The sequence below is a fragment of the Sphingopyxis sp. Root1497 genome (assembly GCF_001427085.1).
GTDB lineage: Bacteria > Pseudomonadota > Alphaproteobacteria > Sphingomonadales > Sphingomonadaceae > Sphingopyxis.
This window is the reverse complement of sequence record NZ_LMGF01000001.1, coordinates 490,280-503,524: the sequence shown is the minus strand read 5'-3', so window position 1 is coordinate 503,524 and position 13,245 is coordinate 490,280. Positions and strand designations below refer to the sequence as shown.

General features: G+C 66.4%; 18 protein-coding genes. 11 read left to right on the top strand and 7 right to left on the bottom strand.

Going from position 1 to position 13,245, the window contains the following annotated elements; all coding sequences use genetic code 11:
- Positions 1–6: 6 nt before the first annotated feature.
- Positions 7–1,182, top strand: coding sequence for an acyl-CoA dehydrogenase family protein (locus ASD67_RS02340; protein WP_056342640.1), 1,176 nt, complete (start codon positions 7–9; stop codon positions 1,180–1,182).
- A gap of 12 nt (positions 1,183–1,194) precedes the next feature.
- Here the strand turns inward: ASD67_RS02340 and ASD67_RS02335 are convergent, their stop codons facing one another.
- The 4 genes from ASD67_RS02335 to ASD67_RS02320 are packed head-to-tail and all read right to left on the bottom strand — an operon-like array spanning position 1,195 to position 2,858.
- Positions 1,195–1,428, bottom strand: a complete 234-nt coding sequence (locus ASD67_RS02335) for a hypothetical protein (protein WP_156377534.1) — start codon at positions 1,426–1,428, stop codon at positions 1,195–1,197.
- A complete protein-coding gene (locus tag ASD67_RS02330) occupies positions 1,425–1,760 on the bottom strand; it encodes a hypothetical protein (protein WP_056342634.1) in 336 nt (111 codons plus the stop codon). The genes ASD67_RS02335 and ASD67_RS02330 overlap by 4 nt, the downstream gene beginning before the upstream one ends.
- On the bottom strand, positions 1,747–2,592 hold the full coding sequence (locus ASD67_RS02325) for a hypothetical protein (protein ID WP_056342631.1): 846 nt from the start codon (positions 2,590–2,592) through the stop codon (positions 1,747–1,749). The genes ASD67_RS02330 and ASD67_RS02325 overlap by 14 nt, the downstream gene beginning before the upstream one ends.
- An 11-nt stretch (positions 2,593–2,603) precedes the next feature.
- Positions 2,604–2,858, bottom strand: coding sequence for a hypothetical protein (locus tag ASD67_RS02320; protein WP_056342628.1), 255 nt, complete (start codon positions 2,856–2,858; stop codon positions 2,604–2,606).
- A 145-nt stretch (positions 2,859–3,003) separates the two neighbouring features.
- Between ASD67_RS02320 and ASD67_RS02315 the strand changes: the two genes are divergently transcribed.
- Positions 3,004–3,726 (top strand): helix-turn-helix domain-containing protein, encoded by a 723-nt coding sequence (locus tag ASD67_RS02315; RefSeq protein WP_056342625.1) that lies wholly within the window; start codon positions 3,004–3,006, stop codon positions 3,724–3,726.
- Positions 3,727–3,748: 22 nt separating this feature from the next.
- Here ASD67_RS02315 and ASD67_RS02310 read toward each other — a convergent pair whose 3' ends face one another.
- A complete protein-coding gene (locus tag ASD67_RS02310; protein ID WP_056342622.1) occupies positions 3,749–4,075 on the bottom strand; it encodes a metalloregulator ArsR/SmtB family transcription factor in 327 nt (108 codons plus the stop codon).
- A gap of 89 nt (positions 4,076–4,164) precedes the next feature.
- On the opposite strand from ASD67_RS02310, the gene ASD67_RS02305 reads away from it, so the two are divergent.
- Genes ASD67_RS02305 through ASD67_RS02285 form a run of 5 tightly spaced genes read left to right on the top strand, consistent with a single transcriptional unit; the run spans position 4,165 to position 8,346 of the window.
- Positions 4,165–5,115 (top strand): acyl-CoA desaturase, encoded by a 951-nt coding sequence (locus ASD67_RS02305; protein WP_056342619.1) that lies wholly within the window; start codon positions 4,165–4,167, stop codon positions 5,113–5,115.
- Positions 5,115–6,506: an SRPBCC family protein gene (locus tag ASD67_RS02300; protein WP_056342616.1), complete on the top strand. Its 1,392-nt coding sequence runs from the start codon at positions 5,115–5,117 to the stop codon at positions 6,504–6,506. The genes ASD67_RS02305 and ASD67_RS02300 overlap by 1 nt, the downstream gene beginning before the upstream one ends.
- A complete protein-coding gene (locus tag ASD67_RS02295) occupies positions 6,475–7,680 on the top strand; it encodes a M20 metallopeptidase family protein (RefSeq protein ID WP_056342614.1) in 1,206 nt (401 codons plus the stop codon). Before ASD67_RS02300 ends, ASD67_RS02295 begins: the two co-directional genes overlap by 32 nt.
- Positions 7,677–7,922 carry a GlsB/YeaQ/YmgE family stress response membrane protein gene (locus ASD67_RS02290; protein ID WP_056342611.1) on the top strand — a complete coding sequence of 82 codons (246 nt, stop codon included), beginning with the start codon at positions 7,677–7,679 and terminating at the stop codon, positions 7,920–7,922. The genes ASD67_RS02295 and ASD67_RS02290 overlap by 4 nt, the downstream gene beginning before the upstream one ends.
- A gap of 40 nt (positions 7,923–7,962) precedes the next feature.
- Entirely contained in the window at positions 7,963–8,346 is a 384-nt protein-coding gene (locus tag ASD67_RS02285) for a GxxExxY protein (RefSeq protein ID WP_056342608.1), read from the top strand.
- 56 nt (positions 8,347–8,402) lie between these two features.
- Here ASD67_RS02285 and nadB read toward each other — a convergent pair whose 3' ends face one another.
- Together nadB and ASD67_RS02275 are read right to left on the bottom strand one after the other, a co-directional pair.
- Positions 8,403–9,989, bottom strand: a complete 1,587-nt coding sequence (gene nadB / locus ASD67_RS02280; protein ID WP_056342605.1) for an L-aspartate oxidase — start codon at positions 9,987–9,989, stop codon at positions 8,403–8,405.
- A gap of 98 nt (positions 9,990–10,087) precedes the next feature.
- Entirely contained in the window at positions 10,088–11,011 is a 924-nt protein-coding gene (locus ASD67_RS02275) for an ABC transporter ATP-binding protein (protein ID WP_056342944.1), read from the bottom strand.
- 111 nt (positions 11,012–11,122) lie between these two features.
- Here ASD67_RS02275 and ASD67_RS02270 point away from each other — a divergent pair, with 111 nt between their 5' ends.
- The 4 genes from ASD67_RS02270 (at position 11,123) to ASD67_RS02255 (ending at position 13,174) form a co-directional block, all read left to right on the top strand.
- Positions 11,123–11,683, top strand: coding sequence for a DUF4402 domain-containing protein (locus ASD67_RS02270; RefSeq protein ID WP_056342604.1), 561 nt, complete (start codon positions 11,123–11,125; stop codon positions 11,681–11,683).
- A 73-nt stretch (positions 11,684–11,756) separates the two neighbouring features.
- Positions 11,757–12,245, top strand: a complete 489-nt coding sequence (locus tag ASD67_RS02265; protein ID WP_056342601.1) for a DUF4402 domain-containing protein — start codon at positions 11,757–11,759, stop codon at positions 12,243–12,245.
- Between the two features lie 52 nt (positions 12,246–12,297).
- Positions 12,298–12,495 (top strand): zinc-finger domain-containing protein, encoded by a 198-nt coding sequence (locus tag ASD67_RS02260; RefSeq protein WP_056342597.1) that lies wholly within the window; start codon positions 12,298–12,300, stop codon positions 12,493–12,495.
- A 130-nt stretch (positions 12,496–12,625) separates the two neighbouring features.
- Positions 12,626–13,174, top strand: coding sequence for a DUF4402 domain-containing protein (locus tag ASD67_RS02255; protein ID WP_056342594.1), 549 nt, complete (start codon positions 12,626–12,628; stop codon positions 13,172–13,174).
- The last annotated feature ends 71 nt before the right edge of the window (positions 13,175–13,245 follow it).

Here is a 13,245-nt window from a genome sequence, read left to right as displayed (position 1 = left end):
CGCGCCATGACAGCTTTCGACGACTGGCGCGCACGTTCGCCCTATTATGACGAAACCCATGAGGCGCTCGCGCAGAGCGTCCGCCGCTTCGTCGAGCGCGAGATCGCGCCGCATATCGACCGCTGGGAGGCCGAGGGCGAATTGCCGCGCGATCTCCACAAGAAGGCATCCAACGCGGGCATATTGGGGCTGCGCTATCCCGAGCAATATGGCGGCCATTCGGAAGGCTTCGACAATTTTCACGGGCTGGTGCTGACCGAGGAACTCGCCGCGGTCGGCGCGGGCGGGCTCGGCGCGTCGCTGATGACGCACGGCATCGGCCTACCCCCGATCCTCGCGCTCGGCTCGGAAGACTTGAAGCAGCGCGTCGCGCCGCCGGTGCTCGCGGGCGAGAAGATCATCGCGCTCGGTATCACCGAGGCGGGCGGCGGCAGCGACGTCGCCAATCTCAAGACGACCGCGGTCCGCGACGGCGACGCCTATGTGGTCAACGGCGGCAAGATGTTCATCACTAGCGGCATGCGCGCCGACTGGCTGACCTGCGCGGTGCGCACCGGCGGGCCGGGTGCGGCGGGCATTTCCCTGCTGCTGATCGAGATGGATTCGCCGGGCGTCGAACGCACAAGGCTCGACAAGATGGGCTGGCGTTGCAGCGACACCGCCGCGATCCATTTCAGCGACGTGCGCGTACCAGCAGCGAACCTGATCGGACCCGAAAATGGCGGCTTCATCGGCATCATGCGCAACTTCAATTCGGAGCGACTGGGCATGGCCATGGGCTGCTGCGCCTATGCGCGCGTCGCGCTCGCCGAGGCGGCCGAGTGGGCACAGCAACGCGAAACCTTCGGCAAGCCGCTCGTCGGCCACCAGTCGATCCGCATCAAGCTCGCCGACATGGAGCGCCAGATCGAGGCGACGCAGGCGTGGGTCGACCTCGCCGCCTGGCAGGTCAAAAACGGCAAGGACCGACCCGCCGACTTCGCGATGCTCAAGGTCCAGGCGACGCGGATGCTGGAGTCCGTCGCGCGCGAGGCGGCGCAAGTGCTTGGCGGCGCGAGCTATATCACCGGCAGCAAGGTCGAGCGCATCTACCGCGAGGTCCGCGTCAATGCGATCGGTGGTGGCAGCGAGGAAATCATGCTCGACCTCGCAGGGCGGCAGTTGTTCGGGGGCAGGCGTTAGGCCGCGAACCCTTCAAAGCATGTCGGCGCAGCGCTGGAACCATAGCTTGGCCTCGCGCTTCACCGTCGCTTCGATGTCGGTGAAGGATGCGCCTTCGTCGAAGTCGAAATTGAACATCACCCGCGCCATGACGCCATAACCCTTGGCCTGCTCCCGCGCAACGAACGCGACCTCGCCGTTGAGCGGGTGCCCCACTTCCGGTTTGCCCACCGACAGGGTCGACAGTTTCAGTTCGGTCGTCATCATGCGTCCCTTCCGTGAGCTACGCCGCCGCCGACCGGCGGGGCGTCGGGTTTGACCATCGCCAGCCACGCCAGCAGCGGCGCGGTGACGGCGGCGACCGCGGGCGCGTGCGCCGTGCCGCGCGCCAGCTCCGCCAAAGCGGCGATCTGGGCTTCCCAATAGACGACGCGGCAGCGCCACAGGTCGAGCAGCGCCTCCGGCACCGGCTTGCCCTGATCGAGATAGGCCGCCTGCAAATTGCCGAGCTCGGCGCGCGCTTCGGCGGCGGCGTCGCGCGACAAGGTCATGATCGCGCCGAGCAGCGCGAGCGGATCGACCGGATCAGAGGTTGCCACGATCGCCCCCCGGCTTGCGCCCCTTGATCGCGCCGAGGATGCCGTCGCGGATCGCGTCCACCGCATTGCGGTGCGTGACAAGCGCATAGCGATCGGCAGCATCGGCGGCACGATGCTTGGCATCGAAGCTGTCGAGCGCATCCTGCGACACTTCGTCGGGGTTTTTGCGTTGCCATTCGGCGCCGATGACGATCGAGGCCATCACCTCGTCGAACAGCGCGGCGACCGCCCCGCGCGCGTCGGGCACGCAGCGGAAGCCCGATATATATTCGACCTGCCAGGTGTCGCCGGGGTTGCCGCCGCCGAAAACGACAAGCTGGATCTGGCCGACGAAGCGCCCGTCGATCGACGCGAACCCGGCATCGCAGGCGTCGATATAGGCGGGATAGACCCCGGCGTCGGCGGCGCCCTTGCGCGTGTCGTCGAGCAGTTTCTGATGCGGCACGACATGGGTCAGCACAAGGTCGCCGAAGCGCCGCGTCGCGAGATGCTGCGCCATCTGCGGCGCCGTCGCGAGCGGCGCCGGGAGCAGCCATTGCGCGGTCGGCCCGTCGCCGAACTTGGTGCGCCGCCCCGGCTGCAACATCCCGTGCCACGGCGCGGGAACGAGATAGCGCTGCGGCAGGTCGGGATGCCCGCAAAAGATCAGCGCGTCGTCGGGCCCCGTGGCGTCGAGGATGACATAGCGGTTCGCGGGCGGTTCAACCTGGATCGCCCCCGTCGCCTGCCACCCCTCGGGCACGAGGAAGCTCAGTTCGCCGTCCTTGGTGCGGAACGGCTGGGGTCCGGCGGGCGGCGGCGGGCCGCGCGGGGTGAACAGGGGGTTAGCCATCGCCTTGCCGCCTAGTCGCGGTTCATGTCGACGCTGATCGCGCTGTTGCCGGCGAAGAAGGAATGCCCGTGCCGCGCATGCGTGCTGTTGCCCCCGACATATTGGCCATAAGCCCAATAATGGCCGTCCTTCTGCAGATTGAAGTTCGCGCTCGCGACCCCCGGCGCTTCTTGATTTCCGCCCGGACCCTCGACGAAAATCTTGTAGTTTCCGGATCCGTGAACATAGTTCGACAGATAGACATTGACGCTGATTAATTCGGTCATGATCTCGACTCCGCATTGAGGATGAGGCATTTATTGGCCGGGAACGGGGGATGAATACCCCCCGGATTCGAGAGTTGCCGGACGATACGCGACGATGGACAACCGTCCATTGCGCGATTGAGCGGCATTATTCGCGGAGAACGCGATGATTACGGCCGAGATACTGGACATCGTCGACCCATGGCAGGACAGGTCTCCCGCCGAGGCCAGCGACATCTTTTTCGCCGCCGCCGCGCCGCTCGGCGTGACCTATCTGCAGACCCGCGTTTATCGCCGACCGACGACCCGCCTCACCGCGAAGAGCCACTGGGCCGCGGGCGGCGTCGTCCGCCGCGTCGCGCCCGAAAGCTGGCCCGGCAGCCCCGCCTTCAACTATGTCTGCTTCGACTGCAATCCGTTGCTGCGACCGATCATGGAGGGACGGACACGCTACGCTTTTGGCGATTTCGCGCCGCACGGCGACCCGCGCTTCGGCGCCTATTGGGACGCGCTCGGCGAGGCCGGGGTGAGCGAGGCGCTGTGCGCGACATCCTATGGGCCGAAGGGCGCGATCGCGTCGGCGCATATCGGCTTTTCCGATCGCAACGCGGACCCCGCACGGCGCTCGGTGCAACTCGCCGGGCTGCTCCTGACCGAATATCTTCTGGAAGCGGCCGTCCTCGCCGACGATCCCGACCCCGATCTCACCGCACGCGAGCGCGACTGCCTTGCCTTCGTTGCCGAGGGCAAGACCGACTGGGAGATTTCGGTGATCCTGGGACTCGCCGAATCGACCGTGCGCTTCCATGTCGACAATGCGCGCCGCAAGCTCGACGCGGTCAATCGGGCGCAAGCGGCGGCAAAGCTGGTCCTGATGCGGCTGGTCTAGGCGGCACCGATCGCCCTCGCGGCTAGCCGCCCTCCGCATCGCCTTTCTGCTTGTCCGCAAGCGCGCGCGATTCGGCTTTCAGGGGTCGCGATACCGGGCAGACTTCCTGAACATAGCCGTTGAGCACATTGGTCAACGCGTCGGGCACAAGCCGATAAAAGACGAACTGGCCGCGCTTCTCGCTGACGATCAGCCCGGCGTTTTCGAGCACCGAGAGGTGCTGCGACACTGCGGGCTTGCTCATGTCGAAGCGCGCCGCGATGTCACCCGCGCTGAGCTCGGCATGCGCGAGATAGGCAAGAATCCGCCGCCGCGGCGTCGACGCCAGTGCCTGAAAAACCCGTTCCATCGCCCTAAAATGGGCAAGCCCATCGCCCTTGACAAGCAATAATTTATTTAAGTAATTACTTATATTCTTTGCACGAGAGGAGTCGGGCGATGCGCAGCAAACAGGACCCCCATGCGGTGAACTTCCTGATCGACGAGTCCGGCCCCGACCCGCGCGCCGGGACCGTCCGCGCCGACCCGCCGAGCATCGTCTGGAACGGCGGCATGGCGCTGGTCGCGCTCGCCGCCGGCCCCTTCTTCCTCACCCCTTCGGCGATCCTGCTCTTCTTCGCCACCACCGGCGCCGCGCTACTGCTGGGGCACAGCGTCGGGTACCACCGGATGATGATCCACGGCAGCTTCGCCGCGCCGCGCTGGCTGACCCGCACCCTCATCTGGTTCGGCGCCTTCGTCGGCATGGCGGGTCCCTATGGCATCGTCCGCGCCCACGACACGCGCGACTGGGCGCAGCGGCAGGCGACATGCCACCCCTTCCTGCGCCACGGCACCAACATCATCCGCGACGCCTGGTGGCAGATTTATTGCCGGCTCGACCTCGACCGACCGCCGCGTTTCGATTTTAGCGAACTCGACGGCGATCCCTTTTACGGCTGGCTCGAAAAGACATGGCGCTGGCAGCAATTGCCTGTCGCGCTGCTGTTCTTCGCGATCGGGGGCTGGGGCTGGGTAATCTGGGGCGTCGCGGCGCGGGTCGCGGTCGCCAATCACGGCCATTGGCTCGTCGGCCACCTCGCGCATAATCGCGGGCCGCAGCACTGGACCGTCGATGCCCATGGCGTGCAGGCGTATGACGTGCCGTGGGCGGCAATCCCGACGATGGGCGAAGGCTGGCACAACAACCACCACGCCTATCCGGGATCGGCGCGGATCGGGCTGCATCCCGGGCAGAGCGACTGGGGTTACGCCTTCATCCGCCTGGGCGAGCGGCTCGGGCTGATGTGGGACGTCCAGACCCCCGCGACGCTTGGCGCGCGCAGCGGGCTGAGCATCGTGGCGCCCGGCGCAGCGCCTGCCGCCCCGCTCGCGGGGGCCGACGCGTGATGAAAAACCTGCTGCACCGCCTGCTCGCCGAACTGCCCGATGCCATTCGGTATGCGCTGGCCGCCGCGGCGCTGATCCTGTCGCAACACGGCCTCGTCGCGCTTGCCTTTTACGGCCACGCCGCCCCGCTGGCGTTCGACCGGATGTTCTGGTTCTTTCCGATCCGCCAGCTCGCCATGCTGCCCGGGATTTCACCGCTCGTAGCGATCGGCGGCTTCGCCTTCTGCCTCGCGATATCGACGGCGCTCGTTTTCCTGTCGCTGCGCCGCGCCGACCGGCTCGGGCGCGGTGGAGGGCTGGCGCTGCTGACGATGGTGCCGACGATCCAGATCTTCGCGGCGTTCGTCCTGACCCTGTTATGGCGCCGCCGCGCGGGAGCGCCCGCGCCCGAGCGCGTCGGCAACCCCGCCCCGCCGCATCAGTTGGCGCGCGGAACCGTCGCGGGAATGGCGCTGATCGTCCTCGCGGTCGCGGTGTCCGGGGCGACCATGGGCGCCTATGGCTGGGGCCTGTTCGTGCTCACGCCCTTTCTGGTCGGGGTCATCACCGGCTATATCGTCAACCGCGGCACGTTGCGCAGCCGCGGCGAAACCCTCGTCGCGGTGGCGCTAGCGGGGCTGCTCGGCACGCTCGCCTTGCTGATGCTCGCGCTCGAAGGCCTGCTCTGCATCCTGCTGATCGCGCCGCTCGCGGCGGGACTCGCGATCGTCGGCGGACTCATCGGACGCGGCGTCGCGAAGCCGCTTGGACCGCAGGCTCCGCTTTACAGCGTCGCGGCCCTGCCCTTGGTCTTCCTGGTCGACGCCGCGATGCCGCCCGAGCTGCCGATCATCACCCGCACCAGCATCACCATCGCCGCGCCGCCCGGGACGGTATGGGCCAGCCTGACCGCGAACCGCCCGGTCGCCGAAAGTCCCGGGCTCGTCGGCCTCGCGGGGCTGGCCTATCCCGTCGCGAGCCGCATCGCCGGCGAAGGCGAAGGCGCGCACCGAATCGGCACCTTTTCCACCGGCACCGCCGACGAGCGCGTCACCGTCTGGAAACCCGGCCGCACGCTGGCATTCCGCGTCGTCCGCCAGCCCCCCGCAATGGAGGAAATGAGCCCGTACAGGAAACTCCACACCCCGCATCTGTTCGGCTATTTCGACACCGGCGAGACGCGCTTCGACCTAGTGCCGCTTCCCGGCGGTCGCACCCGGCTGACCGCGCGCGCTGACCATGTCCTGCGCATCGACCCCGGCCTCTATTGGGAACCGATCGCGCGCTGGGCGATCAAGCAGAATGTGACGCGGGTCCTCACCGATGTACGACGCGACTCCGAGGCTCGACAGGAGGCACGCGCAGCGGCACACTCGCCACATGGACAATCCAACACACAGCTGGCCGACTGAGGCCGACACCATCCTTCCTGACCTTGTCGACCTGCGCCGCGCGATCCACCGCGAGCCCGAACTCGGCCTGCAGAATCCCAAGACGCTCGCGAAGATCAAGGACGCGCTCGCCGGGCTGCCGCTCGAATTTCGCGAGGGGCCGTCGACGACCGGGCTGGTCGCGATCTTGCGCGGTCCCGCGAACGGCCGCACGGTGTTGCTGCGCGGCGACATGGATGCGTTGCCGCTGGTCGAGGATACGGGACTCGACTTCACCTCCGAAACCAGCGGCGCGATGCATGCCTGCGGGCACGACACCCATGTCGCGATGCTAGTCGGTGCCGCGAAGCTGCTGTGCGCGGCGCGCGATCGCTTGTCCGGCACCGTGCTGTTCATGTTCCAGCCGGGCGAGGAGGGGCATCATGGCGCGCGCTTCATGCTCGACGACGGACTGCTCGATCCGCTACCCGATGCGGCGTTCGCGCTCCATATCATGCCCAACGCGCCGCACGGGGTGTTCGCGGGGCGTGCCGGGGCACTGCTTGCCTCATCCGACGTGCTGTCGATCACCGTCAAGGGCGCGGGCGGCCATGCCTCGATGCCGCATGACGCGATCGATCCGATCCCCGTTGCCTGTGCGATCGTCACCGCGATCCAGACGATGGTCACGCGCCGGGTCTCGGTGTTCGACCCCGCGGTGGTGACGATCGCCAGGATCGCGGCGGGCACGACGAACAACATCATCCCCGAGACCGCCGAGTTGCTCGGCACGATCCGCACGCTGTCGCCGCACCGCCGTGCCGCGGTCGCCGCCGACCTGCGCCGCCTCGCCCCCGCGATCGCCGAGGCGCATGGCTGTACCGCCGAGGTCGAGATCGTCGAGGGTTTCCCGGTCACGGTGTGCGACAGCCGTGCGGCGGCGTTCGGGCAGGCGGTGGTCGAAGCGACCTTTGGCGAGGCGGCGTGGATGACGATGGATCATCCGGTGATGGGCGCCGAGGATTTCGCCTATGTGCTGGAAAAGGTGCCGGGCGCGATGTTCTGGCTCGGCGCGAGCCACGAGGGCAGCGACTGGCGCAGCTGCTGCGGCCTCCACTCGAACCGCATGGTCCTCGACGAAAAGGTCATGGCGCGCGGCGCGGCGCTACACGCGGCGCTGGCGGAGCGGTTTCTGGAAGGAGGATTCGAGGCATGATCAATATCATCGGCGCCATCATCACCGGCCTGCTGATCGGCGCGCTGGCGCGTTTCTTTTATCCCGGCGCGGTCGAGATGGGCTGGATCGCGACGATCCTGCTCGGCATCGGCGGCTCCTTGCTCGCGGGACTCGTCACCTCGCGCGGCCAGCGCGAATTCCACGGCGCGGGCTGTTTTGCGTCGGTGGTCGGAGCGATCGTGCTGATTTTTGTGGGACGCTTGTTGGAGATCGGGGGGTAGGAAGAAATATCTCACGCAAAGGCGCAAAGAAGGGGGCGGCGTGGATATCGAGAAACTGGCCAGCATCGTCATCGATTGCGGTTTCCATCTGCACAAGAACCTTGGCCCCGGCCTATTGGAATCGGTTTATGAAGCCATCATGGCCGATCAACTGACGCGGCGCGGGCTGCATGTGCAGCGGCAGGCGGCCATTCCCATAAAATATGACGATATCGAACTTCCCGAAGGCTTCCGGGCCGACTTGTTGATCGAAGGCGTATTGCTGGTCGAATTGAAATCCGTGGAGCGGCTGTCGCCGCTTCACGGCAAGCAAGTCCTCACCTACCTTCGATTGCTGGCGCTGCCCCTTGGGCTGCTCATCAACTTTGGCGGCGAAACTTTCAAAGAAGGAGTGAAGCGTATCGTCAACAACCACCGAAATTAGCAAAATCTCTTCTTTGCGCCTTCGCGCCTTTGCGTGAGATTTTCCCTAAACCAACCTCACGGCACCAACACCGTATCCACCGCCTGCGGCAGCATGTCCGGATAATCGAGCGTGTAATGCAACCCGCGGCTTTCCTTGCGGTGGAGCGCGCTCTTCACGATCAGCTCGGCACATTGGAGCAGGTTGCGCAGCTCGATCAGGTCGGTGGTGACGCGGAAATGGCCGTAATAATCCTCGACCTCGTGCGTCATCATGTCGATGCGGTGCCGGGCCCGTTCCAGCCTTTTGGTGGTGCGCACGATGCCGACATAATTCCACATGAAGCGGCGGATCTCGGTCCAGTTCTGTTTGATGATCACCTCTTCGTCCGAATCGGTGACGCGGCTTTCATCCCATGGCCGGATCGGCGGCGGGGTGTCGAGCTGGTCCCAGCGCGCGACGATGTCCTTCGCCGCCGCCTCGCCGAAGACGAAACATTCGAGCAGACTGTTCGACGCGAGGCGGTTGGCGCCGTGCAGCCCGCTTTCGGTGCATTCGCCCGCCGCATACAGCCCCGGCAGGTCGGTGCGCCCGTCGAGGTCGATCAGCACCCCGCCGCAGGTATAATGTTGCGCGGGCACCACCGGGATCGGCCCCTTCGTCATGTCGATGCCGAGCGTCAGCAGCTTTTCATAGATGTTCGGGAAATGCCCCGCGACGAAATCGGGGTCGAGGTGGCTGATGTCGAGATGGACATAGTCGAGCCCCGATCGCTTGATCTGGTCGTCATTGGCGCGCGCCACGACGTCGCGCGGCGCGAGTTCGGCGCGCGCGTCATAATCGGGCATGTAGCGGTGGCCGGTGACCGGGTGCTTGAGGATGCCGCCCTCGCCGCGCACCGCCTCGGTGATCAGGAAATTCTTGACCTCGAGATTGTAGAGGCAGGTCGGGTGGAACTGCATCATTTCCATGTTCGACACCCGCGCACCGGCGCGCCAGGCCATCGCGATACCGTCGCCGGTCGCGCCTCTCGGGGCGGTCGAAAACTGGTACACACGCCCCGCCCCGCCGCTGGCAAGGATCGTCGCGCGGCCGACATGCGCATGGACCTCACCGCTCTTTTCATCGAGCGCATAGACACCCCAGACGCGGCCCGATCCTGAGTAACGTTCCTCGTGGCGGCCGGTAATCAGGTCGATGCACGCCTGTCCGGGCAGCAAAGTGATGTTCGGATGCGCCTCGGCGGTCTTGAGCAAGGCAGCCTGCACCGCCCAGCCGGTCGCGTCGTCGACATGGACGATGCGGCGGTGCGAATGGCCACCCTCGCGCGTCAGGTGCAGCGCGTCGCTGTCCTTGTTGAACGGCACCCCCATCTCGACGAGCCGCTCGATCGCGTGCGGCGCATTCTCTACGACGAACTCGACCGTCTCGCGCCGGTTGAGCCCGGCGCCCGCGACCATCGTGTCCTCGATATGATTTTCGAAGGTGTCGCCAGCATCGAGCACCGCGGCGATCCCGCCCTGCGCCCAGGCGGTCGAGCCGCCGGTGAGCTCGCCCTTGGCGAGCACGAGCACGCGGCAATGATCGGCGAGCGCGATCGCGGCGGTGAGCCCCGCAGCGCCGGAGCCGACGATGATGACGTCGTGGGTCTCTTTATCTGACATCAAATTTCCGTTCGCATCGAGCGAAGTCGAGATGCCCTCGGCCTCGCGCGCCTTCGATGAGTGTCTCGACTTCGCTCGACACGAACGGGATCAGGTATTCACCCATTCGCCGCGCGCGTCAGGTTGAGGAACACATCCTCGAGATCGGCCTCGCGGGTCGAGACGTCGACGATGCCATGGCCCATCGCATTGACCGCGGCGAGCACCTCGCCCGCGTTCATGCGGTCCTTGTTGTAGTGGATCGCGAGCCCGCGCTCGCCCTCGCGCTCGATTTTCTCGAATGCGGGATGCGTTGGCAGCACCGTCACATCGGCGTCGAGCGTCACGACGACGATCTTCTCGCGCGCCATGTCGACCAGTTCGCGGGTCGGCTTGTTGGCGATCAGCCGTCCGTGGTTAATGATCGCGATGCGGTCGCACAGCTCTTCGGCTTCTTCGAGATAGTGCGTCGTCAGCACCACGGTGACGCCGCGATCGTTCAAGGACTTCACATAGGACCAGAGCTGTTGCCGCAGTTCGATATCGACCCCGGCGGTCGGTTCGTCGAGGACGATAATCGGCGGCGAATGGACCATCGCCTTGGCGACGAGCAGGCGGCGCTTCATGCCGCCCGACAGCGTCCGCGCATAGGCGTCGCGCTTGTCGCTCAGGTGGACCGCGTCGAGCAGTTCGTCCGAAATGCGCTTCGCCTTGGGCACACCATAGAGCCCGGCCTGATTCTCCAGCGTCTCGAACGGCGTGAAAAACGGGTCGAAAACGATTTCCTGCGGCACGATGCCGATCGAATATTTGGCGTTTCTGGGATCGGCGTCGATGTCGAAGCCCCAGATGCTGGCCGACCCGGCGGTCTTGTTGACCAGCCCGGCGAGGATGTTGATGAGCGTCGACTTGCCCGCGCCGTTCGGCCCGAGCAGCCCGAAAATCTGCCCGCGCGGCACGTCGAAACTGACATTGTCGAGCGCCTGCTTGCCGCCGGCATAGAGTTTGGAGACGGCGTCGATGCGGATGGCGGCTTCGGTCATGGCCGCTTCCATAGCCGCGCCGCGCGGCTCGCGAAAGCCCGTGTTCCGGCAAGGAAATCTTTACCATGGCGGGTAAGCATATTTTGTCACATCGCCCTTATGAGGGGTGATGTGAGGACCAGACACATCATCTGCCCGCCGCTTCGCCGGCGCGGCCTAGCCGCCCTGACGCTCGCTTTTGCGCCGTTCGCCGCTCCGTCGGCGCACGCGCAGAACAACGCGCAGGGCGAAGCCGAAGCCATCGTGCTGCGGCCCCTTTCCTTCTTCAAGGTTAACGACCTCGATTTCGGCGACATCATCGCGTCGAACGCGGCGGGGACGGTGCGCATCCTGCCCGACGGCTCCCGGACGCGGACCGGTGGCGCGACGCTGGCCGGGAATGACGGCGAACCCGCGCGTTTCGCCGGGCTCGGCTCGTACAACCGCGAGGTCAATATCTCGCTCGGCGCGAACCAGATCTTCATCACCGGCCCCGGACAGCAGATGCGCGTGCGCAATTTCGAGATCGGCAGCACGCCCACCGCGATCCTGTCGACCACCCCGACGCGCTTTCGCATCGCCTCGACGCTCGGCAACTATAATTTCCCGGTCGGCGCGACGCTCGACGTCAACGCCAACCAGGCGCCGGGCGACTACAGCGGGACCTTCACCATCACCTTGAACTATCTCTGATCGCCGCATGTGGGGCGACGGCACCGGGGGACCACTGGCGCGTTTCGGGGGGAACGCGCTTGCCGGTGCCGTCATGGCGGCGCTCTGGACGATGCCGGCGGCCGCGCAACAGACGCAGGGCCAGGCGAGCGCGCTGGTGCTCGAACCCATGTCACTGACCAATATCGAACAGCTCGACTTCGGATCGATCATTCCGTCGGCGACGATCGGCACTGTCACCGTCGCCCCGTCCGGCGCGGTGACGACCTCGGGCGGGGTGATCGCGGCGTCGGGCGACGCGCGCCCGGCGCGCTTCGCGGGTCAGGGCAGCGCCAATCGCGTCGTCATCAAGACCGGGTCGAACCAGATCGTCCTGACCGGCCCGGGCGAGGCGATGCGCGTCGACGATTTCGAGATCGGCGCGCTCACCGGCCTGTCGCAGATCGGCAACGGCAACAATTTTCGCATTACCGGCACCAACGGCATCGTCGGCTTTGCGGTCGGCGGCCGGCTGCGCGTCAACGCCAACCAGGCCGAGGGCGACTATAGCGGCAGCTTTTCGGTCACCTTCAACTATCAATAGCCCGCGCAGACCCGATTGCGGCGCTGGCGCGCGCTTGCTATGGGCGCCGTCGATGACCCAGAACACGCCCGAAACCATCCGTACGCCCAAGACCCGCGTCGCCTGCGACGGCACCGGCGACGGCCTCGCCAACGCCGCGCTCGGCCATCCGCGCGTCTGGCTCGAGATCGACACCGACGAGGGCTTTGCCGACTGCGGCTATTGCGACCGGCGCTTCGTGCTGATCGGCGGGATCGCCGATAAAGGGTAAGCATCGGCGGGATCGCCGATAAGGGTTGACCCTTTGCGGCGGCGCAAGGCGTAAACGCCGCCTTTACCAAGCCAAAGCATCATCGGTTCACACCCCGCTGGCATAGTCTGTGCCAGACAGGAGCAGAATCGTGGGGATTCCAGGGACCAGCCATCGTCGGGCCGCCGCACGCGTCCCGGCCATCGCCGCAGCGCTGATCGCGCTGGCGGCGCCTGCGCACGCCGCCGACATGCCCGGGACGACAACCGCGACGGTCGTCCGGCCGAACAGCCTCGTCAAGACCGACGATCTCGATTTCGGGACGATCATCAGCGGCGCCACCGGCGGCACCGTCAGCGTCAACGCCCTCACCGGCGCGCGCACGACCAGCGGCGGCGCCACCGCGGTCGGCAACGACGCGCAGCGCGCGCAGTTCCAGGGCACCGGCGGCATCCTGCTGATCACCGTGTCGGGCAGTACGTCGGTGACGCTGGCACGGGCCGGCGGCGGCGCGACGCCTATGACCGCCACTTTGGTCCGCGCCGCGAGCACCAGCGGCGGCGGCATCGCGCTGCTCGGCGCGACCCTGCTGCCGAGCGGCGTGCAGACCTATTATATCGGCGGCACGCTCACCGTCCCCGCGAACCAGCCCGAGGGCGATTACAGCGGGACGTTTACGCTGACGGTCAATTATCTGTAAGCAGACGCGAGCGTCCGGTTCCGGGCGTCAGTTGCGATAATATCCTCCCTGTGGCCGCAGGCCATGGGGAG